This is a genomic window from Gemella massiliensis, from assembly GCF_900120125.1.
Taxonomy (GTDB): Bacteria; Bacillota; Bacilli; order Staphylococcales; family Gemellaceae; genus Gemella; species Gemella massiliensis.
The window spans coordinates 235,764-258,900 of the sequence record NZ_LT635544.1 but is presented as its reverse complement, the minus strand read 5'-3'; the positions used below and the strand labels follow the sequence as shown (position 1 = coordinate 258,900).

Below are 23,137 nucleotides of genomic sequence, written 5' to 3'. Positions count from 1 at the left end.
TTATTATACATAAATTATAATATAACCGCTGATATTTAACAACTCTATCCTTAAAGTATTAAAAATGTATTTCTAACGGCTATTGCAGTACATTCAAAAGAAATTCAAACTACCAGTATTAAATTATATTTGCTGAAATTTAAAAAATTATTAAATATAGTAAAAATAATCAATCAGCAAATAACTTCTATAGATATCTATTTAGTTTTAGAACTTATTAATTAGTTATTTAATTAAAGTAAAGCCTGTTCCCATTGCTCTTCTTTATATCCCAACAGCAATATATCATTTTCCAAATCAAACGCTAATGGTCTTTTTATCAACATTCCATTATCTACCAACAATTTTAATGCCTCATCTTCTGTTAAATCGGCTAATTTATCTTTTAATTTTAATTCTTTATAAACTAAACCGCTGGTATTAAATAATTTTTTTATAGGTATATTAAACGTAGCTAATATCTTTTTAAAATTTTCAATAGACGGCGTTTCTTCTTTTACATTAAAATATTCTGCTTGTATATTATTTTCTTTTAATAATTTTTTTGCTTTTTTACATGTAGAACACGCCGGATATTCATAAATATAAAGCATATTTCTTCTCCTTTTATTTCTTACATTTTCTAAATTAATAATAATTTTTAATATTAAATATTATAGTCTTTAAGTAACTATTGTGTAAAGAAATATGCTTAATATACAAAAAAGCTAAAAATTCCTTTAATAAAATTATATAAAGGAACTTTTAGCTTTTTAACTATGCAGATGCACCACTTGTTGCGTCCGCTGCCGGTGTTGCTGCCGGTGCACCATGTGAATGACCTCCGCCGGATGCGCCGCTTGTTGCATCTGCTGCCGGTGCTTGTGCATAACCACCGGACATCGCCATACCATTTTTTACTAATGTCTGTCCTGTTTGTTTTAAATACCAGTCAACAATAGGTTTAAAATCTAAAATATACTCGTTAATTCCGGCATATTTTCCGTCTTTATCATACATTGCTTGATAGTTATGAACTACATATTTATCCGGACCGTGTGTTGGAACATGAGTTCTAAATACATCGATCTGACCTGAACGAAGTAAACCTACTAACCAGCTAACACTTCCATGCACTCTTTCGGGGTGAACCGCTGATAATGAGCAACCAACTTGTTCCGGTCGACGTTTAGCTAACATTTCATGCTCTTCTTTATTATAATTATAGTATAAGAATTGGTTATTACTATCGGCATAAGTTAATTCTATCGGCATAGAATTTAGGAAACAATTTAATTGATCTACAGTTAAAATACCACGATCAAGTTTTACATAGGTATCACCTGATACTGCATTTACTTTCTCTGCAGCTTTTTCATACCAGTCATCATCATTTCCTTCAACACCTTCTATAGTTGTAGAAATTTTCCCGCTAGCTGTTAAATCTTCAGGCGGCGTCGGTTTTCTCTCTGCTAAAGATTTTGCAACGGTAGCGAATTTTGCAAATTTAGTTAAACATATTCTAAGATATCCAATAGTACGTTCATCTTTGATATTTCCATTTTCATCAAATGCCTCTTTTGCTTTTCCTAAAAGAAACTCATTTCCCGGGAAAACTATGGCATTTACTCCCGGTGCGTCCAACACTTGACGTAGGTGAAGTTGAGCACGTGATGACCCTTGGTCATAATAAGAAGCTCCAACTACCATAACCGGTTTATTTTCGAATGGATGTAATTCAAACGATAACCACTCTAATGCACTTTTTAGCGATGCAGTTATTGTGTGATTATGCTCGGGTGTTGCAATAATAACTCCATCTGATTGCAAAATTTTACGATTCATTACTATTAAATCTTTATTTTCTTTAGAATGGTCTTCATCTTGGTTAAACATCGGCAAGTTTGTAATATCCAATAATTCCAAAGTAAATAAATCTTTATATTCTTTTGCTATAAATTCCATTAATTTGCGGTTGTATGAAACTTCCGCATTCGAACCTACAATTCCTACTAATTTCATATGTCTACACTCCTATTCTATTTTAACTCTTCCCAAGAAAAGTTTTCTATTTCTTTTGCTGCTTGTTTATGAGCATTCATTAGTTTTTCAGTAATTTTAATAAACAGTAAGAAATCTGCAAATAAACTATCTAATTTTTGAACAGTTTCCGGATTACTAATATCCCCTACTTCATCAAATGCTTGTAATGAATGACCTAATAAAAATTCCGAACTTGGCATAACTCGTGCTTTGACTTCCGGAGAATCTAAAATCTGACGAATATGTGCCTGAGCACGTGATGAACCAAGTGTACCGTAAGATGCACCGGTTAACATTACAGGTTTATCCAATAGTGGATGAATTCCATAAGATAACCACGCTATTAAACTCATAAGTGATGCCGGAACTGCGTGATCATACTCCGGAGAACTAATAATAACTCCATCAGCAGCTTCTATTTTTGCTGCTATTTCAGTCACCTGCACCGGAAGAACTTTATCAGCAGGTTTGTTAAATAAAGGAATATCTTTTATTTCAACTAACTCTATCTCCGCCTTATTTGCAAAATGTTTTTGAATATATTGTAGAAGTTGGCGATTTGTAGATTTTTTAGAATTTGTACCAACTATACCAATTAATTTAACCATCTTTTTATGTCCTTTCCCTTTTGTTATATTATTTTTTTCAACCGTAGTTTTGTTAGAAACTTCTTTATTATTTTTTTTAGAATTTTTTATCTCTTGAACCAATTTTCATAACCCTCCTAAATATTTAAAAGCATCTTATATTATTACAATATCTTTATCTAACTATACTGCTTTCCAAACCGTCAGAATAATATACCTCACCGGTGGTAGTAACCACAACCCCCTCTATATCAGGTAACGAATGTAACTTATCCATTATTTTCTCAACACTTTTCCCAAATAGCCGTGTTGTCCAAATTTCACCATCAACAGACAAATTAGAAATAATTGTTAATCCGGCAACGTTAGTTTCAACCGGATAACCGGTTTTAGGGTTAAGAATATGATGATAAGTATTTCCATTTTCTGTGTAATTTCTTTCATAAATTCCGGAAGTTACTACAGACTGATTTTTTATTTTTATTGTAAAAATATGATTACCTCTACTAAGAACGGGGTCTTGAATACCTATCCGCCAATAATAATCCGGATTATGAAGAGCATTTCCAAACGTTAAAACATTTCCGCCTAAATTAATAAGCCCTGAATTTACTCCTCTTTGTTTTAAATATTTCACCAGTAAGTCGGCTATATACCCTTTAGCTAAAGCTCCCAAATTTATAGCCATTCCTTTTCTTGTTAAATAAACTGTTTGTTCTTCATCGTTTAATATAATTTGGTTCGGATCCGTCAACAATAATAATTTTGATATTTCTTCATCTGTTGGAACTTTTACATCTTTAAAACCAATTCTCCAGCTTTGAACGATGGGACCAAGTGCAATATTCAGTAAACTGTCATTTGCCAAACTGTGTTTTTTTCCTATCTTTATTAATTCGTATAATTCCGGCTTTACTTTAACAGGTTTTATACCGGCATTGTGGTTTACAATCATAAGTTCTGAACTGTCATCATTAGCACTAAATCTATGTTCATATACTTTTAATAATTCTATAGTTTCATCAAGTATTAATTCAACCTCTTCTTGATCATAGATTGTAATATCAATCGCTGCTCCCATTAGTTTTATTGACCTTGTTTTTAATTCCATTACATTCACCTCAAAGTCCAAATTATAAAAAACTATTTTTAAAACTTAATTAACTTAAGTTTTATAGTATATAATATATATTTTACAATAAATAATTATTTTGTTAATAAAAAACTTTCCTTTTTTCTATTGTAGTACAATTATATAGCAATTTAAAAAATAATGCAATACAATATTTTAACATTAGATTAAAATAATTTTTCAAGAAAAACTTATTATATCAGTTATTAATATTATTAATTTTTATTAATTAAAATAAATATTATAACATTAATTTTATAATATTTTAAAAATAAAAACTGTATTAAGTTTTTTTATTTTCTATTTTATTTTTCAGTTTTTAAATATTTTTTATTTATCAGGAATAAAAGAAAGTTGATTTATAAAATCACCCTCTGAAAACAGTATAAAATAAGAATTTATTAATAAAAAATTATTTCTTAAAAATATAGTCTTAAAACAGCTGTTTTTAAATGTTTATTTTTATTTAATGATATTTTTATTCTGTACTATAAAAAACAAGTATAAAAAAACTATATCCTCTCCAATGTAATTTATCTTTACTTTTGTAAACCAAATTTTTTCTAAAAATAAATTTCAATTTATATATTTAATTTAAAATCAAAATGTTTATATCGTTATTAATAACAGCTATCAATTAAGTAATTCTTATTATTATTTTCAAATTTTTTTAATAATTTTTTTCCATTATAACCAATGTATTTTTGGAAGTTTTTGTATTTATAAAATGCAAATTTTTCTAAAATAAACTCTAACATATACGAACATAATAGATCAAAAATTAATTACTTTATATTCGGTAAATAATCATAGGTTCAAACAACTGTTTTATATATAAACTTTTGAAAATAATTTTACTAAGAGAATAAAAAATAGGAGCGACTCAAAAATCATGATTTCGTTAAAAATCAATTTTATTGAGTCGCCCCTCGTATACTTCATTAGATCTGGAAAAAAGCTCTTTATAGCAAATTCTTAAATCAATGAATCACTGCGGTCTTACTAATAAGTAAATTCTTTTAAAAATTTTTTTACTTTAGTTAACCCTTGTTAAACTTATTATCTTATTAACGTTTAATATTATAAAACGCTTTAATTCCCGGATATTCAGCTGTTACATCTAATTCATCTTCAATACGCAATAATTGATTGTATTTAGCGATACGGTCTGTACGGCTAAGTGAACCTGTTTTGATTTGTCCGGCATTTGTAGCAACTGCTATATCTGAGATGGTTGAATCTTCAGTTTCTCCGGAACGGTGAGAAATAACAGCAGTATATCTGGCACGTTTCGCCATTTCAATAGCATTTAATGTTTCTGTTAAAGTGCCGATTTGGTTAACTTTAATTAAGATTGAGTTACCAACACCTTGTTCGATACCTTGTGATAATTTTTTAGTGTTGGTTACAAATAAATCATCCCCAACTAATTGTACGCGATTTCCTATACGTTCTGTAAGTAATCTCCAACCTTCCCAGTCATTTTCATCCATACCGTCTTCAATAGTGATAATTGGATATTTGTTTACCAACTCTTCTAAATAATCTACTTGTTCAGCTGAAGTACGTTTTGCTCCACCTTCTCCTTCGAATTTAGTATAGTCATATACTCCATTTTCATAGAATTCTGATGATGCACAGTCAAATCCCAAGAATACATCTTTCCCCGGCTCCAATCCGGCTGCTTTAATGGCTGACAGAATAGTTTCAACAGCATCTTCTGTTCCCTCAAATGATGGAGCAAATCCTCCTTCATCACCTACTGCAGTTGATAGACCACGAGCATGTAATAATTTTGCTAAATTATGGAATACCTCTGCACCCCAACGCAATGCTTCTTTAAATGTCGGAGCTCCAACAGGTAAAATCATAAATTCTTGGAAAGCGATCGGTGCATCTGAATGAGAACCTCCGTTTACTATGTTCATCATTGGAACCGGTAATTCTTTTGAGTTGGTTCCACCCAAATATCTGTATAAAGCTACACCTAACGCATCAGCCGCAGCGTGTGCCACCGCTAAAGATACACCTAAAATAGCATTTGCACCCAGACGACCTTTATTTTCAGTACCGTCCAACTCAATCATAGCATAGTCAATACCTACTTGGTCAAATACGTCGAATTTACCTTCCAATAATGGAGCAATTTCTTCATTAACATTGGTTACAGCCTTAGTTACACCTTTTCCTAGGTAACGAGCTTTATCTCCATCTCGCAATTCAACCGCTTCATATTGTCCAGTTGATGCTCCTGACGGTACTAAAGCACGCCCAAATGCTCCTGATTCGGTAGTTACTTCTACTTCAACAGTTGGGTTCCCACGTGAATCTAAAACTTCTCTTGCATATACTTCTGCGATAATATCAAATGTTTTTGCTAACATTAATTTTCTCCTTCATAATTTAAAATTTATATTTATTATAATAGTAAAATTCCTTAAAATTAAGCTAATTTTCCGCCTTCTAATAAAGCTAAAAATGAATCTGCTTTAAGTGAAGCCCCACCTACTAAAGCTCCATCAACATCCGGACATGCTAAGTATTCTTTTACATTTTCCGGTTTTACAGAGCCGCCATATTGAACTCTCACTTTGTCAGCTACTTCTTTTCCATATAATCCCGCAACCACATCACGAACAGATTTACACATTTTTTGTGCATCTTCTTTAGTTGCTGATTTACCGGTTCCGATAGCCCAGATTGGTTCATAAGCCACTACAAGTTTTTCAGCCTGTTCTTTTGTTAAATCCGCTAAATCTTTTCGTAACTGACCTGTAATTACATCAACGGCTTTTCCTGTTTCATATTGTTCAAGTGTTTCACCGCAACAAACGATTGGTATCAACCCATTGGCAAATGCAGCTTTTGTTTTTTTATTAATTAATTCATCAGTTTCACCGAAATATTCACGACGCTCTGAATGCCCTAGTATAACATATTTTACACCTAAATCATTCAGTACATATGGAGAAATTTCCCCTGTATATGCTCCGCTTTGCTCAAAGTGGCAGTTTTCAGCACCAATATTTAATTCACTGTTTTTAGTTAATTCTACTAATGCCTCTAAGTGAGTTGCCGGTGCACAAATAGCCGACTCCACACTTGCTGCGGCAGGCACTTTACCTGCTACCGCTTGTGCAAACTCACGTGCCTCTTTCACTGTTAAATTCATTTTCCAGTTTCCTGCTATAAATGGTAATCTTATCATAATTGTACTCTCTCCTTGAGTTTTAAAAATTATTTATTTGATAATGAATCTATACCCGGTAATACTTTTCCTTCAAGATATTCTAATGAAGCACCGCCACCGGTTGAAATGTGAGAAAATTTTTCTGCATATCCTAAAGAAATAGCTGCCGTAGCACTATCTCCACCACCGATAATAGTAGTAGCACCCTCTAAGTGCGCAATAGCTTCACAAACGCCAATTGTACCTTTGGCAAAGTTAGGCATTTCGAACACTCCCATAGGTCCATTCCAAATAACCGTTTTACCACCTTGCAATGTATTTTTAAATAATTCTATTGTTTTCGGTCCAATATCTAAGCCTTCTTCGTCTGCTTCAATATCATCTGTTGCTATACGGCTTGGTGCATCATTTGAAAATTCTTTTGCAACAACTGTATCTACCGGTAATATCAATTTATCTCCGGCTTTTTCCATCAGTTTACGAGCATAATCTATTTTATCATTTTCACATAATGAATTACCGATTTCTTTTCCTTGTGCTTTCATAAATGTATATGCCATACCACCGCCAATTATTACTTTATCAGCTTTTTCCAATAAATTTTCAATAACCGCGATTTTATCCGATACTTTAGCGCCACCCAGAATAGCTACTAATGGACGTTCAGGATTATCAACGGCACCACCGATAAATTTAATTTCTTTATCTACCAGAAATCCTGAAGCTGAATTACCTTCTCCAATATTTGTAGCAATACCGACATTAGAAGCATGAGCACGGTGTGCAGTACCGAATGCGTCATTGACATAAACATCACCTAGTGATGCCCAATATTTCGCAAGTTCTGCATCATTTTTAGATTCTTTCTTGCCATCAATATCTTCAAAACGTGTATTCTCGAACATTAAGATTTCTCCATCTTTCAGTTCTTTTATAGCAATTTCTAATTTACTACCACGTGTTTCAGGTACAAATTTAACATCTTTACCTAATAATTCTGATAACCTTTTAGCTACCGGTGCAAGTGATTTAGATGCTTTATCCGCCTCTTCTTTCACACGACCTAAATGAGAAAATGCTACTACTTTTGCACCTTGATTAAGGGCATACTCAATAGTCGGCAATGCCGCAGTAATACGATTATCATTAGTAATCTTACCGTCTTTTAATGGTACGTTAAAGTCAACACGCATTAAGACAGTCTTTCCTTGTAAGTTACCTAAGTCTTTGATAGATTTCTTCATGGAAAACTCCTTTTTAAATATATTAGAATATAAGACAAAAAGCCAACTTATAAGCAAGATTTTAATACTCTTAACTGTATGTAGTATACTACAAGAAAAAACTAATTATAAATTAATTTTTTCAAGATACTTTACCACCATAGTTGAAAATACTATTTGATGAATTTTGTATGTTTATCTTAATTATTCATCATTTCCTACTTTTAAGTCAGCTCCTTATCTATTCTTCTTATTATCTATTATAAATTATTTTATCAATCCTGCAAAGTATTTTAATGTTCTTACTAATTGAGAAGTGTAAGACATTTCATTATCGTACCAAGAAACAACTTTTACTAATTGTTTATCACCTACTGTTAATACTTTTGTTTGAGTTGCATCAAATAATGAACCGAATTCTATTCCTACGATATCAGAAGAAACGATTGGATCTACATTGTATCCGAATGATTCAGTAGAAGCAGCATGCATAGCAGCGTTAACTTCTTCAGCAGTTACAGTTTTTTCAACTACTGCTACTAATTCAGTTAGTGAACCTGTCGGTACCGGTACACGTTGTGCTGCTCCGTCAAGTTTACCGTTTAATTCAGGGATAACTAAACCGATTGCTTTTGCAGCACCTGTTGTGTTAGGAACGATATTCACCCCTGCTGCACGAGCACGACGTAAATCCCCACCACGATGCGGTGCATCAAGTGTATTTTGGTCACCTGTATATCCGTGAATTGTAGTCATTAACCCTTCTACTATTGTAAAGTTATCGTGTAGTGCTTTTGCCATAGGTGCTAAACAGTTGGTTGTACATGATGCCCCTGAGATAACAGTTTCTGTTCCATCTAATGTTTCATGGTTTACATTAAACACGATAGTTTTAATATCACTACCTCCCGGTGCAGAGATAACAACTTTTTTAGCACCTGCTTGAATATGTGCTTCCGCTTTTACTTTAGAAGTAAAGAAACCTGTACATTCTAACACTACATCTATTCCTAACTCTCCCCATGGCAATTCTGCCGGATTTGGATTAGCAAAACCTTTTACTTCTTTACCGTTTATTATTAAACTACCGTCTTTTTCAAAAACTTCCCCTTGGAAACGCCCTTGAGTTGTATCGTATTTTAACAAATGTACCAATTGATTAACCGGAGTTAAATCATTAATTGCTACTACTTCAATTCCTTCTACGTTTTGAATTCTTCTTAATGCAAGACGCCCAATACGTCCAAATCCGTTAATTGCTACTTTCACTGTCATTTTTTAGTTCCTCCTAAAAATTTTATTTATTAATTTTAGTAATTATTTTTCTACATATTGCTTCATCAATAATAAGTGTTGCATTGATCGGTTTTGTATTTAAGTAACTAAATACCGCCTGCGCTTTATTTTCTCCACCAACTATTGTAAAAACATCTCCAATGCTATCAACATCTTTAAAACTCATCCCTATAGTAGAGGTTTTAAATATTTCGTGACCGTCTTCATCGAAATAACTTCCAAATGATTCACAAATAGCATTTTTCTTTTTTAACACTTCGAGAATATCTGATGAAGTTCTTCTTCTATAAGCCATCTCAAAAGCATTCCCTATACTATGTATTATAATTGATGTTTTTTCTATAACGTCCAAAGCATTTTTCACAACAGGTTCTTTAACAAGTTCTCCTAATGCTTTTTGTCCTATATTATCCGGTGCGTGTAGTAATTGATAGTTATTTCCGGAGTTATTAGCCATTTTTGCCGCTATATCATTTGATTGATACTCCGTATTAACTTCTGATAATCCGCCGCGAATAGGTGTTATAGTAACATTTTTTCCATATCCGAATGTTTTATCTGCCCTATCTGCAACATAGTACATTGTACTTCCTCCACTTACTCCGATTACACACTCTTTGGTTATTTTTGAATTAACCTTATCAAGAAGTAAGTCCGTCATCTCTACCCTAGTCGCTTCACTATTTACAAAATCTCCTGCCACTATGTAAACATCTTTTATTGAAAAATGTTTTTTTATAATACCTCGTTCTTTAACGAATGTATCATTGGTAATAAAAGATTTTATTTCTACTAAAAATTCCTCGCCTTTTTCCGTAAGACTCATTCCGGTAGTTTTCTTAGTAATTAAACCCAGTTTCGATAATACCTCACATTCAGTACGTAACTGTCGTTCAGTTATGGTCACAAAATTTAATAATGTTTTTCTTCCTACCGGTTGATTTATTTTAATAGTAAGAAGTAACTCATAGCGATCATTAAATTTTTTCACCATCTCGGGTACAAGTTTATTTTGCATATGTAACAAATGTAAAATATCCATATTATCATGCCCTTCTTGTTTGAAAATTCATCTTTAATATTATCGTTGGTCGGAATACGTCCTTATAGGTCGAAATACGTCCAAGTTGTGGTAAAAAAATAAACTTTCTGAATAGTATTATAACAGAGCACTCTTAAAAAATCAAGAGTTTTAACTATAATTCTATCAAAAAATTTATCCATTATTTTAAAACCGTTAACAATTCTACTTGAATAATAAAGTAGAAAACAAAAATCATTTCATGTTCTTTATAATCTAGCGGCAATGGCGAAATATATTGTTTTGGATAATTTAATTCAATTTCTTTTTTCAAATCATCTATACTTATCTTTTTAAGATTATATCTATTCAGTATTAAATCTAATTCTTTCTCGTTATAAAAGAATATATTTTTTACCTTTGTAGCGAATAATCTATCCGAAATCATAATATTACTAATTATTGATAAGGTAGATTCCAACTCTTTACTCGCTGTTGCAGGCGTATTTAACATTTTATAAATATTTTCTATTAATACTTTTGGTATTTGATAATCAAGTTCCAATTTCTTAAAATCTATTTTTAAAGATTTTTTAATATTATGTTTTCCCTCAGCTTTCTCCTTATTATAGAATATAACATATCTATCTTCTATTGTGATGAGTTCTTTCTTATTAAAAATTATCTCTATACCGGCATCATTTAAAAGTTTGATCGTTTTATCTTCGTCTAATTTCATAAACGGTCGTTTAAATTTATTATTATCTAATAGATAAAATCCTCTGTACGCCCTATGATATTTGAATTTCAAAATTATACCCCTTTCTTACTAAAATCCTTTATCATACTATCATATTTAGGAAAAATATTCAATATTGAGTATTATAAATTTGATATTAAAACTTTTCTCTTAATTTTTCCGGTTTTATTCCCGCTTCCAATAAAACCAACAACTTTATTCTTGCTTTTTGACCACTTAAACCGGTTGTAAAAATAACTCCATCTTGACAAAATCTTTTCCCTCCGCCCTCATAATCATAAACATCTTGAGTTACACCGTTAAAAGCTCTTGATACAAAAACAACGGGAATATTTTTTTCAATACATCTTTTTATTGCCGGAACTGTTTTAGGCGGTAAGTTCCCTGCTCCTAATGCCTCTATTACTAAACCATCTATTTTCAAACTACAAACTGAATCTATCAACTCTGCTCCCATACCGGCGTATGCCTTTAATAAAAATACTTTTTTATTGTTTGTAGTAATATTATAATGCTCTTTTTCTATTAATTTTTGAAAATAGATAACTTTATTTTTTAATACCAACCCTACCGGGCCAAATGTCGGCGTTTGAAAAGTAGCAACATTTGTTGTATGAGTTTTGGTAACATATGTTGCTGTATGTGCTTCATCGTTCATTACCACAAGCACACCTTTATCACAACTTTCATCACTTATTGCTACTACCAATGCGCTTCTTAGATTTACCAGCCCGTCAGATCCTAATTCATTACTTGAACGCATCGCTCCCGTTACAACTACGGGAATATTTACATCCAACGTTAACTCTAAATAATAAGCTGTTTCTTCTAAAGTATCCGTTCCATGAGTTATAACTACTCCATCATACTCTTCCTCAACAGCCTTTAGTATTCTTCTTTGAATACCTAGCATTTCCTGTTCTGTTATTTGCGGTGATGCTAAATTATACAGCTCCTCTACGGTTATATCTCCCATATATGAAAAAATGTTTTCACTCATTCCTATAGGATTAATTTTTGTTGGCGATACTTTGCCTGTAGTATGATCTTCACTCATTGAAATAGTACCGCCGGTACTTATTATTAAAATTTTCTTCATTATACCTTTCTCCTTCTATAATAAATATCAATTATAATTATATATATTCTAATAAAATAATATTATTAATACTTCTCCTAAATTCTACTCATGCCCTCTATTATAACACGCATAAAAAAAATATAAAACTCTAAGTATCATTTTTCCTTAAAGTTTTATATTTTTCCGGTTAGTTATTACTTAATCCATTCAACAAGCTTATTCGCCTCTTCCGGTCCCATTGAACCTTGGTCATAACTATAAAGAGGTGCCCCTTGTTTATGATATTTATCTAATAAATTATTAACAAACTGCCATGATACAACAATTTGATCCCATTGCGAAAACAATGCTCTGTCACCTTTTAAGCAAGCATCTAATAAACGTTCATACGCTTCAGGAGTATTTATTCTGTTTTCCAATATACAGCTTTGACAAAAATCTAAAGAAATCTGTTGCAACTCCTGTTCCGTTCCCGGTTTTTTAGCATTAAATTGGAAGTACACTCCCTCGTCCGGTTGTATTTTAATAATTAATACATTTCCGGGTGTATCTCCTATTGCTTTAAATTGGACTACAACTTGAGTTTCTCTATCACCCATTTTTTTACCTGTACGTATAAAAAACGGAACATCTTCCCAACGTTCGTTATCTATAAACAATTTTAGCGCTGCATATGTTTCTGTTTTTGAATTAGGTTGAATATTTTTTTCATTTAAGTAACCGTTATACTGCGCCATAACTAAATTGGCATTGGTATCTTCTACCGGTTTTATTGCGGACAATAAATTATATTGGCTATTGTGTATCTCGGTGCTGTTATCTTCTATCGGCTCCTCCATAGCAACAATTGATAATACCTGAAGTAGATGATTTTGTACCATGTCTTTTAAAGCACCGTTTTTATCGTAATACCCGGCACGTGTTCCTACCCCGACGGTTTCCGCTGCTGTTATTTGGATATTTTCGATAAAATCTTTGTTCCAAATTCCTTTAAAAATAACATTTTTAAAGCGAAGAGATAATATGTTCTGAATCATCTCTTTTCCTAAATAATGATCAATATGATAAATCTCATGTTGTCCAAAGAAATCTGCCAAACTGTCATTCAATATTGATGCTTTCTCCAGATCTTCTCCAAACGGTTTTTCAATAATAACCTTTGCATTATTATTTGCACAATATTTTTTAAGACCGTTTGTTATAGTAATAAAAAACGTCGGAGCTACCGCATAGTAATAAATATGCTGATCTATTTCCATTAATGTATAAAATGTTTGTAATATACGATATTCTTCTTCATTTGTCATATCCATCTTAAAATAAATAATACGACGTGCATACGAACTAAACTGCTCTTCATCGAATTTCGTTCTTGCATGTTCTTTTATCCACTCTCGTGCTATTTTGATATAATCATCCGGAGTGTACGCCCTACGACCAATAACAATTATTTTAAAATTATCGTCTAATTTTCCTAATACATCTAAATTATATAAAGCCGGTAGTAATTTTCTATAAGTTAAATCACCTGTTCCGCCGAATAATGTAATTGCATTATTATTTTTCATTATTTCCCACCCAATCATAATGGTAATTTCCTTCTTTATCCGTTCTTTCAAAAGTATGAGCTCCGAAATAATCTCGTTGTGCTTGGATTAAATTAGCTCCACTATCTGCTGTTGTATAAATATCTAAGTAAGAAATAGCAGAAGTCATTGCACTTAGAGGCAATCTATTTTGAATAGCCAATACTGCCACTTCTCGCAAATTATCTTGCCTTGTTTCTATAATATTTTTAAAGAACGGATCGAAAATAAGATTTTCCAGTTGAGAATTATTTTGATATGCTTCAATAATGTTTTGTAATATTTTTGCTTGAATAATACACCCACCACGGAATATTTTGGCTATATCGGCATAATTAAACTCCCACCCGTATTCTTTTTCAGCAGCTTGAAACAATTTAAACCCTTGTGCATAAGAAATAATTTTGGAAATAAACAGTGCATCTTTTACGATTTCCACTAAATGTTTTTTATCTGTTACAACATTATAAACCTTACGTGAAAATTCTTTTTCTGCTTTAATACGTTCTTCTTTAAGGTTAGACATATAACGACCATTTAATGCACTTGTAATTACGGAAACATCAATACCTAAATCGATTGCCTGCTCATTTGTCCACTTACCTGTACCTTTTTGACTGGCTTTATCCAGAATTTTATCAACTAGATAATCTCCGTTTTCTTCTTTAACTTTAAAAATGTTTGCGGTAATTTCTATTAGATAAGACTCTAATTCCCCTTTATTCCATTCTTCAAAAATTTCTTGCAATTCTTTATTATTAAAACCTCCAAGATGTTTTAATACTTTGTACGCCTCGGAAATTAACTGCATATCTCCATATTCAATACCGTTATGAACCATTTTTACATAGTGTCCCGCACCACCGGTTGACGTATAACTACAACAAGCAACTCCGTTTACTTTGGCAGCAATAGCTTCTAAAATCGGACGAATTTCTTTATAAGCAACTTCATCTCCTCCCGGCATTAATGCAGGGCCGAATCTCGCACCTTCTTCACCTCCTGAAACACCTACACCAAAGTAATTAATTCCTTTATTTAACAGTAGTTCATATCTTCTTTGAGTATCTTTAAAAAATGAATTACCTCCGTCAATAATAATATCCCCCTTGTCTAAAAGAGGTGTTAACTGTTCAATTAAGCTATCTACAGCTGCACCGGCTTTAACCATCAATACTACTTTTCTTGGTTTTTCCAATCCATTTACCAACTCTTGTAATGAGTGTCTTCCAACTATATTTTTATGAGGATGTTCTTTTAACATCTTATCAACAACACTGGTTGTTCTGTTAAACACTGCTACTTCAAATCCGTTATCAGCTATATTTAAAGCTAAGTTACTCCCCATAACCGATAAACCGATCACTCCGATATTTTGCTTCATTAAGTGAGCCTCCTAGTTTTTTTATCCATTATACCACTAATTTTTATCTTTGCTAAGACTTTTTCTTAAAAAATATTTATTAAACGTTTTCTTATTGGAAAAATATACAAAGGATTACTTCATTAGTCAAAAATTTGCTTTGAAGACAAAATATTTGAGTTTTAATTACTATATATTGTATAATTTATGCAGGGATGGTAACGTTTACTTACCTAATTTTATATATAAGGAGAATTTATTTATGAGTGAAGTTAAAGTTTTAAAGATGTTTATTGGGGGAAAATTTGAAGAAAATATCAAACGAGAATTTATCAAAGTGGTAAATCCCGCTACTGAGGAAGTTATTGCGAAAATTCCAGCCGGCAATTGTAAAGATGTTGATCATGCTATTACAGTTGCCGATGTTGCTCAAAAATCTTGGGAAAAACTACCCGCTATAGAACGTGGAGCATATCTGAAAAAAATAGCAGATCGTATTAGACAAAGAGAACCGGAAATTACACAAACTATCGTTAATGAGGGTGGAAAAACTTTTGAACTGGCTAAGGTTGAAGTGTTATTCACGGCTGATTACATGGATTATATGGCAGAGTGGGCTAGAAGATATGAGGGAGAAATAATTCAAAGTGATAGAAAAGATGAACATATATTCTTATTCAAACGTCCTTATGGTGTAACAACAGGTATTTTACCATGGAACTTCCCATTTTTCTTAATAGCGAGAAAAGCTGCACCGGCTTTACTTACCGGTAATACCATTGTTTTAAAACCTAGTCAATTAACCCCGATTAATGCCAATATTTTTGCGGAAATTTGTACAGAAGTCGGATTACCTGAAGGGGTATTAAATATTATTTATGGACGTGGTTCTGTAGTTGGGAACAGATTAGCTTCTCATCCTAAAGTGGGATTAGTTAGTCTTACCGGTAGCTTGGCAGCCGGACAAGAGGTAATGAAAGCTGCTGCCGATAATATTACCAACGTATCTTTAGAACTTGGCGGAAAGGCTCCTGCTATTGTATTTGAAGATGCCGATTTAGAACTTGCGGCAAAAGCGATAGTTGCATCGCGTGTTATCAACTCAGGGCAAGTTTGTAACTGTGCTGAACGTGTTTATGTCCATGAAAATGTAAAAGAACAATTTGAACAAATATTATTTGCAGAATTAGACAAAGTTAAATTCGGTGACCCGAACAAAGAACGTGGTTTGGATTATGGTCCGTTAATTGAAAAAAGAGCATTAAAAAAAGTCATTGAAAGAGTAGCATATGCCGTTAAACAAGGAGCAACATTAGCATATGGCGGTGATGTAGATAAAGAACAAGTAGGATATTTCTACGGGTCTACCGTCTTAACAGATGTAACCAATGATATGAGCATTATGAAAGAAGAAACATTTGGTCCTGTTATTCCAATTGCCACATTTAAAACATTAGAAGAAGTCATTAATTATGCCAATGATTCAGAATACGGTTTAACATCTTCAGTTTATACAAAAAACTTAAATACAGCATTTAAAGCTGTTAATGGACTGAAATTCGGTGAAACTTATATCAATCGAGAAAACTTCGAAGCAATGCAAGGTTTCCACGCAGGGCGTCGTAAATCAGGTATTGGAGGTGCTGATGGTAAACACGGCTTAGAAGAATATTTAACTACACAAGTAGTTTATATGCAGCTTGGTGATGAATAATATAAATAATTACTAAAAATTAGAAAAAGTTGATAAAAAAAGGTTATCAACTTCTTCTTTTTAATAATTAATAATAATTTTAAATTTAAGTTTTTATTTCGAATAATTCGGACTTTCTTTTGTTATTTGAATGTCATGCGGATGTGATTCTACAAGCCCCGCTCCTGTCATTCGGACAAATTGTGCCTCTTCACGTAATGTACGCAAATTTCTTGAACCGGTATATCCCATGCCGGCACGCAATCCACCAATTATTTGATAAATCGTTTCCGATACCGCTCCTTTGTAAGGTGTACGCCCTTCAATGCCTTCCGGTACAAGTTTTTTACCATCTTCTTGGAAATAACGATCTTTAGAACCTTTTTCCATTGCCGAAATAGAACCCATTCCACGATATGTTTTGAATGAACGACCTTGGAAAATTTCCAATTCACCCGGTGATTCTTCACAACCTGCCAACATTGAACCGAGCATTACAGCATGCCCACCTGCTGCAATAGCCTTAACAACATCTCCTGAATATTTTATTCCCCCATCGGCGATTATCGTTTTTCCTAATTCACGTGCTACCGTTGCACAATCATAAATTGCCGTAATTTGAGGAACTCCAACCCCCGCAACTACACGTGTAGTACAAATAGAACCTGGTCCAATACCAACCTTAACAACATCTGCACCGGCTTTATATAAATCTCGTGCTGCTTCTCCGGTTGCAACATTACCCGCTATAATATCTAATTCCGGATAATTTGTACGCAACGTTTTTACCGCATCTAATACACCTTTAGAATGACCATGAGCGGTATCAACAACAATTGCGTCCACTCCGGCATCTACCAATGCCTCTACTCGTGCTATTGTATCATTAGTAACACCTACAGATGCCGCTACCAATAAACGTCCTTTGTCATCTTTTGCGGAATTTGGATATTTTGCAAGTTTTTCAATATCTTTAATCGTGATTAATCCTGTTAATCTACCGTCAGCATCAGTCAAAATTAATTTCTCAATTTTATGACTGCGTAATATAACGCTAGCTTCCTCCAATGTTGTATTCGCCGGTGCTGTAATTAAATGTTCTTTTGTCATAACCTCACTAATTTTCACATCAAAATCAGTTAAAAAACGCATATCTCGATTTGTGATAATACCGACAACTTTCATTTCTTCTACATTATTAACAATAGGTACACCGGAAATACGATATTGTTGCATTAAACTTTCCGCTTCATCTACTAAACTGTCCGGTGTTAAAAAGAAAGGATCTGTAATAACTCCACTTTCCGAACGTTTAACTTTTCTTACCTGCTCCGCTTGCTCTTTTATAGACATATTTTTATGAATAACACCAAGTCCACCCTCACGTGCCATAGCAATAGCCATTTTATATTCTGTTACCGTATCCATTGCAGCTGAAATAACAGGAACGGATAATTTAATTCGTTCTGTTAGATTTACTTTTAAATCCACTTTTTTAGGTAATACATCACTTTTTGCCGGAAACAACAACACATCATCAAATGTTAAACCTTCTTTTTGAAATTTATCTTCCCACATTATTTTTATATCCTTTCTTATCGTTCATCGTCCGCTATATTAAATGTCACTTTATTATTTTCTAAAGAGGCTATACGACACAACGAACATACATCAATACCACGCTCTTCCAATAAATGTCTACCGGATTGAAAACTTTTTTCAATCAAAATACCGACACCTACTAAACTTGCAGCTGCTTGCTCAACAATTTGCATAAGTCCCAACGTCGCCTGTCCGTTTGCCAAGAAATCATCAATAATCAACACTTTGTCATCTTTGTTAATAAATTTACTTGAAACTACTACCGTGTTTGTAATATTTTTAGTATAACTATGTACCTGCGCCTCATAAATATCATTATTTTTTAGTGTTGACGGTTTACTTTTTTTAGCGAATACCATCGGTACCCTAAATAAATTTGCTACCATAATAGCCGGTGCTATACCACTCGCCTCAATCGTTAATATTTTCGTAACTTCTTTATCCTTAAAATAATCTTGCAAAGTTTCTGCCATTTTAAGCATAAGGTCCGCATCTATTTGATGATTTAAAAACGAGTCAACTTTTAACACATTATTATCATAGACCTTACCATCAGTAAGTACCATTTCTCTTAGTAATTCCATTATTCCTCCTTAAATAGTGTGTTTATTTTCTACTACCGACAACGAAATATTGATTTATATTTTAGAAAGAGGGATTAGGTATTTTTCCTATCCCTTCGTAATAATTTCTATTTAAAATTTTTACCAATAATTAATTTTTTTATTAATAATACCAAATTTTTACAAAAAACTCAAGTATCTAACTTAAAGTTGTTCATTATCTCTTTTTATTCGAACATTTACTGCGAATTTTCTAATAAATCAGTAATTTCGGTTTGAGAAAACAGATATTTCTGTTTACAAAATGAGCAGACCAACTCCGTTTCTTTTTGTTTTGCCAATGTCTCTAATTCTTCACGCCCTAAAGTTACCAAAGCATCGGCATATTTTTCTTTAGAACAGGTGCATTTAAAAACTACATCATTTTTTCGTAAAATACGATAATTTTCACCACTTCCAAACAATATATCTGCTATTTCTTCAGGAGTTTTCCCTTCATGAATAAGTGACGAAATAGGTTTAATATCATTGATTACTTGTTCTAATTTAGTAATTGTTTCATCCGTAGCATTAGGTAATACTTGGAAAATAAAACCACCGGCAGCAATTACCGAATTATCCGTATCTACTAAAACACCAAGCGATACACAAGAAGGTACTTGTTCACTTACAGCAAAATAATAAGTAAAATCTTCGGCAATTTCTCCTGAAACAATCGGCGAGGTCGTCGTATATTTTTCATTAAGCCCATAATCACGTACTACTGTGATGTTCCCTGCCCCTACTGCACCCTTAACATCTAACTTCCCTTGGGAATTACTCGGGATATGCACTTGCATATTTTTAGCATAAGCCGCTGTTTCCCCCAACTCATCAGATGTGGCGTAAATTGTACCTATAGGGCCATCGCCTCTAACTGCTATATCAACCCTATCCCCACTTTTTAACATTGCTCCCATCATAGTTGTTACCGTTGCAGTACGTCCTACTGCAGCTATTGATGTAGGATAAGCATCATGACGTCGTCTTATTTCTTCTATTAAATCTGTTGTCTTAGTCACAAAAAAGCGAATTTCATCATTAAAAGCCAAGCCTCGTATTAAATAATCTTTCATAATATATCCTTTCGCAAAACAGTTTCATTATCCCTTTAGAATGTATTTTACTATTATATACGGTTTTTTTCAACAAACAAGTTATAATGTTTATTTATAGTATATATTATTTTACAAATATATATATTATTTTATAAATATTTCAGCAATAGTTAGTAGTAGGGGCTAGAAATTCCATTGTCACTATATTTCCTTGAAATACCAATTCTTTATTCTTTAAAAAAGAATTATAGTTTAAGGAACATAGCTTGATTATATATTTTCTAAAAGCTCCATTATGCGATTAAAAGGAATTTTCCCCCTAATTTCTTTACATGCTGTGCGTGCGTTCATACCGGGTTTGCTTATTTTTGAAATAAGATTTTCCACAATCTTCGGCTCTTCTCTCAACGCCTCCACCAACCATATTAACGTTTCAGGACGACCAAAATTATTATACATTTTTAACGCACTGTTGTTCGGTGCATGCTCAAAATCTTTAATTCCCCCGGTTGGTTGAAATAAGCACCATACGGTAAGATGTTCTCTTTGGCTTAGCCACCACCTGTTATCTTTTTGTCCATATCTCGTATCATAACTATCTGCCAAAGGAGTTTTACCGTCTAACATACTTATTTTTCTGGCAAATTCTATTACGTCTATATCTTTTCTCTCTAACATTATTTTATTCCTTATACACACTATACGTCCTTATTCAATTTATACAATTCTATAATACCTTTTAAAGTTAAATCTTCATCAACAATATCAACTAAACTACTATATCTTGCAATAAATTTTGATAATCCGCCGGTTAAAACAACACGATACTCTTCGTCTAAATCTTTTTTTAAATGTTTAATAATATTCTCAAATTGTCCTAAAAAACCATAAAAAAGTCCTGCCTGCATTTGGGAAGTAGTGTCCATTCCCAAACTTGTATCAACAGCAGCAAATTCGACACGTGGCAGTTTGGCAGCTTTTGTATACAATGCTTCGGCACTGACATTCATTCCAGGACAAATAATACCGCCACGATAATTCATATCACTATCAACACAATCAAATGTCGTTGCTGTTCCAAAATCTACAACAATAGCCGGAAGATAATTACTCACCTTAGCTCCTACTATATCCACCACTCTATCTGAACCAAGTTTACTGCTATAAGGAGCAGGTACTTTTATACCGGTATTTATACCGGCAGTTACAATAATCGGATCTTTTTTGAAATATTTTTTACTAAGTAACTTTAGTGCAAACATCATTCTAGGAACAACGCTTGAAATTACAACACCGTTAAAATCTTCAAACTTAATATTTTTATCGACAAAAAAATTACGGATAATAACATACAGCTCGTCTTCCGTCTTTGTATTATCGGTAGCTATTCTCCATGAATGTAGCAATCTATATTCACTACTGAATACTCCTAAAACAATATTCGTATTCCCAACATCTAATGCAAAAATCATTTTTAATCTCCCACGCTATTTATTTCTTCATTATGAATGATTTTATTATATCATATTAATAATAGCAACTAAAACAATATATTGTAAATTTAACATGAATAAATTGCAAGTGATAAATGATATATTTTAGTCAACTAACACTTTTCAACAATAGCTACTTACCGGTTTTTATGCTATTACTTTTTATTATCTTTTAGTTTACAGATTTATATTTTTGTTTTAATATAAGGTTTATATACTAAAAGTAGGTGACAAAATGAGAAAAATTATAATTTCAGATATTCATGGTTGTTTTTATACAATGCAGCATTTATTAAAAGAAATAAACTTTAATCCTAATAATGATAAATTAATTTGTTTAGGTGATATGGGTGATCGCGGGAAAAATACAAGATTAGTATGGGAATACTTTTTTACTTTACAAAAAGAGTGTACTCATCATGTAGTTTTACTCGGAAACCATGAAGATATGTTTAACCTTGCAATGAAAGAAGCAATGTATAAACCTTATGAACGAAAAAGACAAGAGCATTATTTCCGAAACGGTGGGCTTATGACACTTAGATCATTTTATCCGGAGGCTACAAAAGAAGAAAGCGGCTTTTATTTTAAAAAAATAGCTGATAAACATAAAGCGTTACGATACTGGTTAAAAAATCTGCAAACAAGATATGAAAGTGATAATTTTTACTTTGTTCATGCCGGTGTTGATCTTTCTAAAACATTTTGGAATCAAAACCATCTTGATATGATTTGGATAAGAGAACCCTTTTTAAGCAGTAACAACAAATATAATAAAAAAATATTCTACGGTCATAGTCCTGTTATGGAAGAACCATATTATGAAATAAAAGAAAATAGAATTAATATTGACGGCGGTTGTGTTTACGGCGGAAAATTAAATATTTTTATTATTAATGATGATAACATACTTATTAAACAAAGTACCATTGATGAAAGGGATATATATGAAAACAATAGATAAATTAAATATAGAATTAACACGTTTTAAAGTTAAAGACGGCAAAAGTGAAACAGTAGATGAATGGCTTGATTTTCTTAACGGTAATATGCAAAACGTTTTATTAACGCTTGAACGTGAGCAGATGTATGTTGAAACTATTTTTCGTGAAACCTTAAACGGTGCAGAATATCTGTACTGGTATTCTATTCAAGGCGAAGACGGAGAACCTGTTGAAACATCAGAAAATGCCATTGATAAACAGCACCTAAAATATTGGAAAGAATGTATAGATCCGAATTATCCGGCAGTTGACTTAACCCCTGCCGTCGTTATGATACCGAAAAATATAACAAAAGTGATGAGAAAACTTTAATACATACTTATATAAAATCTTTCTGCAATAAAATAACAAAAATTTATAAAAAAAAGAGCCGAGAACTTTAATCTCGGTCTTTTATAGAAAAGGAAAGTTTATGAAGTTTATA

General features: G+C 32.4%; 21 protein-coding genes. 3 read left to right on the top strand and 18 right to left on the bottom strand.

Annotated elements, in window-relative coordinates:
- Positions 1 to 233: 233 nt before the first annotated feature.
- The 13 genes from BQ7358_RS01180 to gnd all read right to left on the bottom strand — a co-directional run bounded on the left by BQ7358_RS01180 (position 234) and on the right by gnd (position 15,282).
- Positions 234 to 593, bottom strand: coding sequence for a Spx/MgsR family RNA polymerase-binding regulatory protein (locus tag BQ7358_RS01180; RefSeq protein WP_072520118.1), 360 nt, complete (start codon positions 591 to 593; stop codon positions 234 to 236).
- A gap of 163 nt (positions 594 to 756) precedes the next feature.
- On the bottom strand, positions 757 to 2,001 hold the full coding sequence (locus BQ7358_RS01175) for an NAD(P)H-dependent oxidoreductase (RefSeq protein WP_062172831.1): 1,245 nt from the start codon (positions 1,999 to 2,001) through the stop codon (positions 757 to 759).
- A 17-nt stretch (positions 2,002 to 2,018) separates the two neighbouring features.
- Positions 2,019 to 2,732 carry an NADPH-dependent FMN reductase gene (locus tag BQ7358_RS01170; RefSeq protein WP_371524216.1) on the bottom strand — a complete coding sequence of 238 codons (714 nt, stop codon included), beginning with the start codon at positions 2,730 to 2,732 and terminating at the stop codon, positions 2,019 to 2,021.
- 52 nt (positions 2,733 to 2,784) lie between these two features.
- Positions 2,785 to 3,720: an FAD:protein FMN transferase gene (locus BQ7358_RS01165; RefSeq protein ID WP_072520117.1), complete on the bottom strand. Its 936-nt coding sequence runs from the start codon at positions 3,718 to 3,720 to the stop codon at positions 2,785 to 2,787.
- Between the two features lie 1,088 nt (positions 3,721 to 4,808).
- Positions 4,809 to 6,125, bottom strand: coding sequence for a phosphopyruvate hydratase (eno, locus tag BQ7358_RS01160; protein ID WP_062172827.1), 1,317 nt, complete (start codon positions 6,123 to 6,125; stop codon positions 4,809 to 4,811).
- A 59-nt stretch (positions 6,126 to 6,184) separates the two neighbouring features.
- Entirely contained in the window at positions 6,185 to 6,946 is a 762-nt protein-coding gene (gene tpiA, locus BQ7358_RS01155) for a triose-phosphate isomerase (protein ID WP_268762334.1), read from the bottom strand.
- Positions 6,947 to 6,978: 32 nt separating this feature from the next.
- The gene (locus tag BQ7358_RS01150) at positions 6,979 to 8,175 is read right to left on the bottom strand and encodes a phosphoglycerate kinase (protein WP_072520115.1); all 1,197 of its coding nucleotides are present in this window, start codon (positions 8,173 to 8,175) and stop codon (positions 6,979 to 6,981) included.
- A 246-nt stretch (positions 8,176 to 8,421) separates the two neighbouring features.
- Positions 8,422 to 9,429, bottom strand: a complete 1,008-nt coding sequence (gap, locus tag BQ7358_RS01145; protein WP_062172821.1) for a type I glyceraldehyde-3-phosphate dehydrogenase — start codon at positions 9,427 to 9,429, stop codon at positions 8,422 to 8,424.
- Positions 9,430 to 9,451: 22 nt separating this feature from the next.
- Complete coding sequence (locus tag BQ7358_RS01140) at positions 9,452 to 10,492, bottom strand: sugar-binding transcriptional regulator (RefSeq protein WP_062172819.1); 1,041 nt, start codon at positions 10,490 to 10,492, stop codon at positions 9,452 to 9,454.
- Between the two features lie 181 nt (positions 10,493 to 10,673).
- Positions 10,674 to 11,282, bottom strand: a complete 609-nt coding sequence (locus BQ7358_RS01135) for a hypothetical protein (protein WP_062172817.1) — start codon at positions 11,280 to 11,282, stop codon at positions 10,674 to 10,676.
- A gap of 85 nt (positions 11,283 to 11,367) precedes the next feature.
- Positions 11,368 to 12,330 carry an asparaginase gene (locus tag BQ7358_RS01130; protein WP_072520114.1) on the bottom strand — a complete coding sequence of 321 codons (963 nt, stop codon included), beginning with the start codon at positions 12,328 to 12,330 and terminating at the stop codon, positions 11,368 to 11,370.
- Between the two features lie 176 nt (positions 12,331 to 12,506).
- Positions 12,507 to 13,880, bottom strand: coding sequence for a glucose-6-phosphate dehydrogenase (zwf, locus tag BQ7358_RS01125; protein ID WP_062174660.1), 1,374 nt, complete (start codon positions 13,878 to 13,880; stop codon positions 12,507 to 12,509).
- Positions 13,870 to 15,282, bottom strand: coding sequence for a decarboxylating NADP(+)-dependent phosphogluconate dehydrogenase (gnd, locus tag BQ7358_RS01120; RefSeq protein ID WP_062172815.1), 1,413 nt, complete (start codon positions 15,280 to 15,282; stop codon positions 13,870 to 13,872). Before gnd ends, zwf begins: the two co-directional genes overlap by 11 nt.
- 241 nt (positions 15,283 to 15,523) lie before the next feature.
- Between gnd and aldA the strand changes: the two genes are divergently transcribed.
- Positions 15,524 to 16,975 (top strand): aldehyde dehydrogenase, encoded by a 1,452-nt coding sequence (aldA, locus tag BQ7358_RS01115; RefSeq protein ID WP_062172813.1) that lies wholly within the window; start codon positions 15,524 to 15,526, stop codon positions 16,973 to 16,975.
- Positions 16,976 to 17,068: 93 nt separating this feature from the next.
- On the opposite strand, the gene guaB is transcribed toward aldA, so the two are convergent.
- From guaB to BQ7358_RS01090, 5 genes are all read right to left on the bottom strand, one after another.
- Positions 17,069 to 18,532 (bottom strand): IMP dehydrogenase, encoded by a 1,464-nt coding sequence (guaB, locus tag BQ7358_RS01110; RefSeq protein ID WP_062172811.1) that lies wholly within the window; start codon positions 18,530 to 18,532, stop codon positions 17,069 to 17,071.
- A gap of 17 nt (positions 18,533 to 18,549) precedes the next feature.
- Positions 18,550 to 19,140: a xanthine phosphoribosyltransferase gene (locus BQ7358_RS01105; protein WP_062172809.1), complete on the bottom strand. Its 591-nt coding sequence runs from the start codon at positions 19,138 to 19,140 to the stop codon at positions 18,550 to 18,552.
- 218 nt (positions 19,141 to 19,358) lie between these two features.
- Positions 19,359 to 20,234, bottom strand: coding sequence for an Hsp33 family molecular chaperone HslO (gene hslO / locus BQ7358_RS01100; RefSeq protein WP_062172807.1), 876 nt, complete (start codon positions 20,232 to 20,234; stop codon positions 19,359 to 19,361).
- A 252-nt stretch (positions 20,235 to 20,486) separates the two neighbouring features.
- Positions 20,487 to 20,894 (bottom strand): hypothetical protein, encoded by a 408-nt coding sequence (locus BQ7358_RS01095; RefSeq protein ID WP_062172804.1) that lies wholly within the window; start codon positions 20,892 to 20,894, stop codon positions 20,487 to 20,489.
- A 20-nt stretch (positions 20,895 to 20,914) separates the two neighbouring features.
- Positions 20,915 to 21,688 carry a type III pantothenate kinase gene (locus BQ7358_RS01090; protein ID WP_062172802.1) on the bottom strand — a complete coding sequence of 258 codons (774 nt, stop codon included), beginning with the start codon at positions 21,686 to 21,688 and terminating at the stop codon, positions 20,915 to 20,917.
- A 256-nt stretch (positions 21,689 to 21,944) separates the two neighbouring features.
- On the opposite strand from BQ7358_RS01090, the gene BQ7358_RS01085 reads away from it, so the two are divergent.
- Complete coding sequence (locus BQ7358_RS01085) at positions 21,945 to 22,673, top strand: metallophosphoesterase family protein (RefSeq protein ID WP_062172800.1); 729 nt, start codon at positions 21,945 to 21,947, stop codon at positions 22,671 to 22,673.
- Positions 22,657 to 23,025: a DUF6176 family protein gene (locus BQ7358_RS01080; protein WP_062172799.1), complete on the top strand. Its 369-nt coding sequence runs from the start codon at positions 22,657 to 22,659 to the stop codon at positions 23,023 to 23,025. The genes BQ7358_RS01085 and BQ7358_RS01080 overlap by 17 nt, the downstream gene beginning before the upstream one ends.
- The last annotated feature ends 112 nt before the right edge of the window (positions 23,026 to 23,137 follow it).

Bases quoted from the DNA above. Each gene is read 5' to 3' on its own strand.
- BQ7358_RS01090 (WP_062172802.1), bottom strand. From the start codon at position 21,688: ATGATTTTTGCATTAGATGTTGGGAATACGAATATTGTTTTAGGAGTA.
- BQ7358_RS01085 (WP_062172800.1), top strand. From the start codon at position 21,945: ATGAGAAAAATTATAATTTCAGATATTCATGGTTGTTTTTATACAATG.
- gnd (WP_062172815.1), bottom strand. From the start codon at position 15,282: ATGAAGCAAAATATCGGAGTGATCGGTTTATCGGTTATGGGGAGTAAC.
- gap (WP_062172821.1), bottom strand. From the start codon at position 9,429: ATGACAGTGAAAGTAGCAATTAACGGATTTGGACGTATTGGGCGTCTT.
- hslO (WP_062172807.1), bottom strand. From the start codon at position 20,234: ATGAAAGATTATTTAATACGAGGCTTGGCTTTTAATGATGAAATTCGC.
- BQ7358_RS01150 (WP_072520115.1), bottom strand. From the start codon at position 8,175: ATGAAGAAATCTATCAAAGACTTAGGTAACTTACAAGGAAAGACTGTC.
- BQ7358_RS01080 (WP_062172799.1), top strand. From the start codon at position 22,657: ATGAAAACAATAGATAAATTAAATATAGAATTAACACGTTTTAAAGTT.
- BQ7358_RS01140 (WP_062172819.1), bottom strand. From the start codon at position 10,492: ATGGATATTTTACATTTGTTACATATGCAAAATAAACTTGTACCCGAG.
- BQ7358_RS01180 (WP_072520118.1), bottom strand. From the start codon at position 593: ATGCTTTATATTTATGAATATCCGGCGTGTTCTACATGTAAAAAAGCA.
- BQ7358_RS01175 (WP_062172831.1), bottom strand. From the start codon at position 2,001: ATGAAATTAGTAGGAATTGTAGGTTCGAATGCGGAAGTTTCATACAAC.
- BQ7358_RS01105 (WP_062172809.1), bottom strand. From the start codon at position 19,140: ATGGAATTACTAAGAGAAATGGTACTTACTGATGGTAAGGTCTATGAT.
- BQ7358_RS01095 (WP_062172804.1), bottom strand. From the start codon at position 20,894: ATGTTAGAGAGAAAAGATATAGACGTAATAGAATTTGCCAGAAAAATA.
- BQ7358_RS01130 (WP_072520114.1), bottom strand. From the start codon at position 12,330: ATGAAGAAAATTTTAATAATAAGTACCGGCGGTACTATTTCAATGAGT.
- zwf (WP_062174660.1), bottom strand. From the start codon at position 13,880: ATGAAAAATAATAATGCAATTACATTATTCGGCGGAACAGGTGATTTA.
- BQ7358_RS01165 (WP_072520117.1), bottom strand. From the start codon at position 3,720: ATGGAATTAAAAACAAGGTCAATAAAACTAATGGGAGCAGCGATTGAT.
- aldA (WP_062172813.1), top strand. From the start codon at position 15,524: ATGAGTGAAGTTAAAGTTTTAAAGATGTTTATTGGGGGAAAATTTGAA.
- guaB (WP_062172811.1), bottom strand. From the start codon at position 18,532: ATGTGGGAAGATAAATTTCAAAAAGAAGGTTTAACATTTGATGATGTG.
- eno (WP_062172827.1), bottom strand. From the start codon at position 6,125: ATGTTAGCAAAAACATTTGATATTATCGCAGAAGTATATGCAAGAGAA.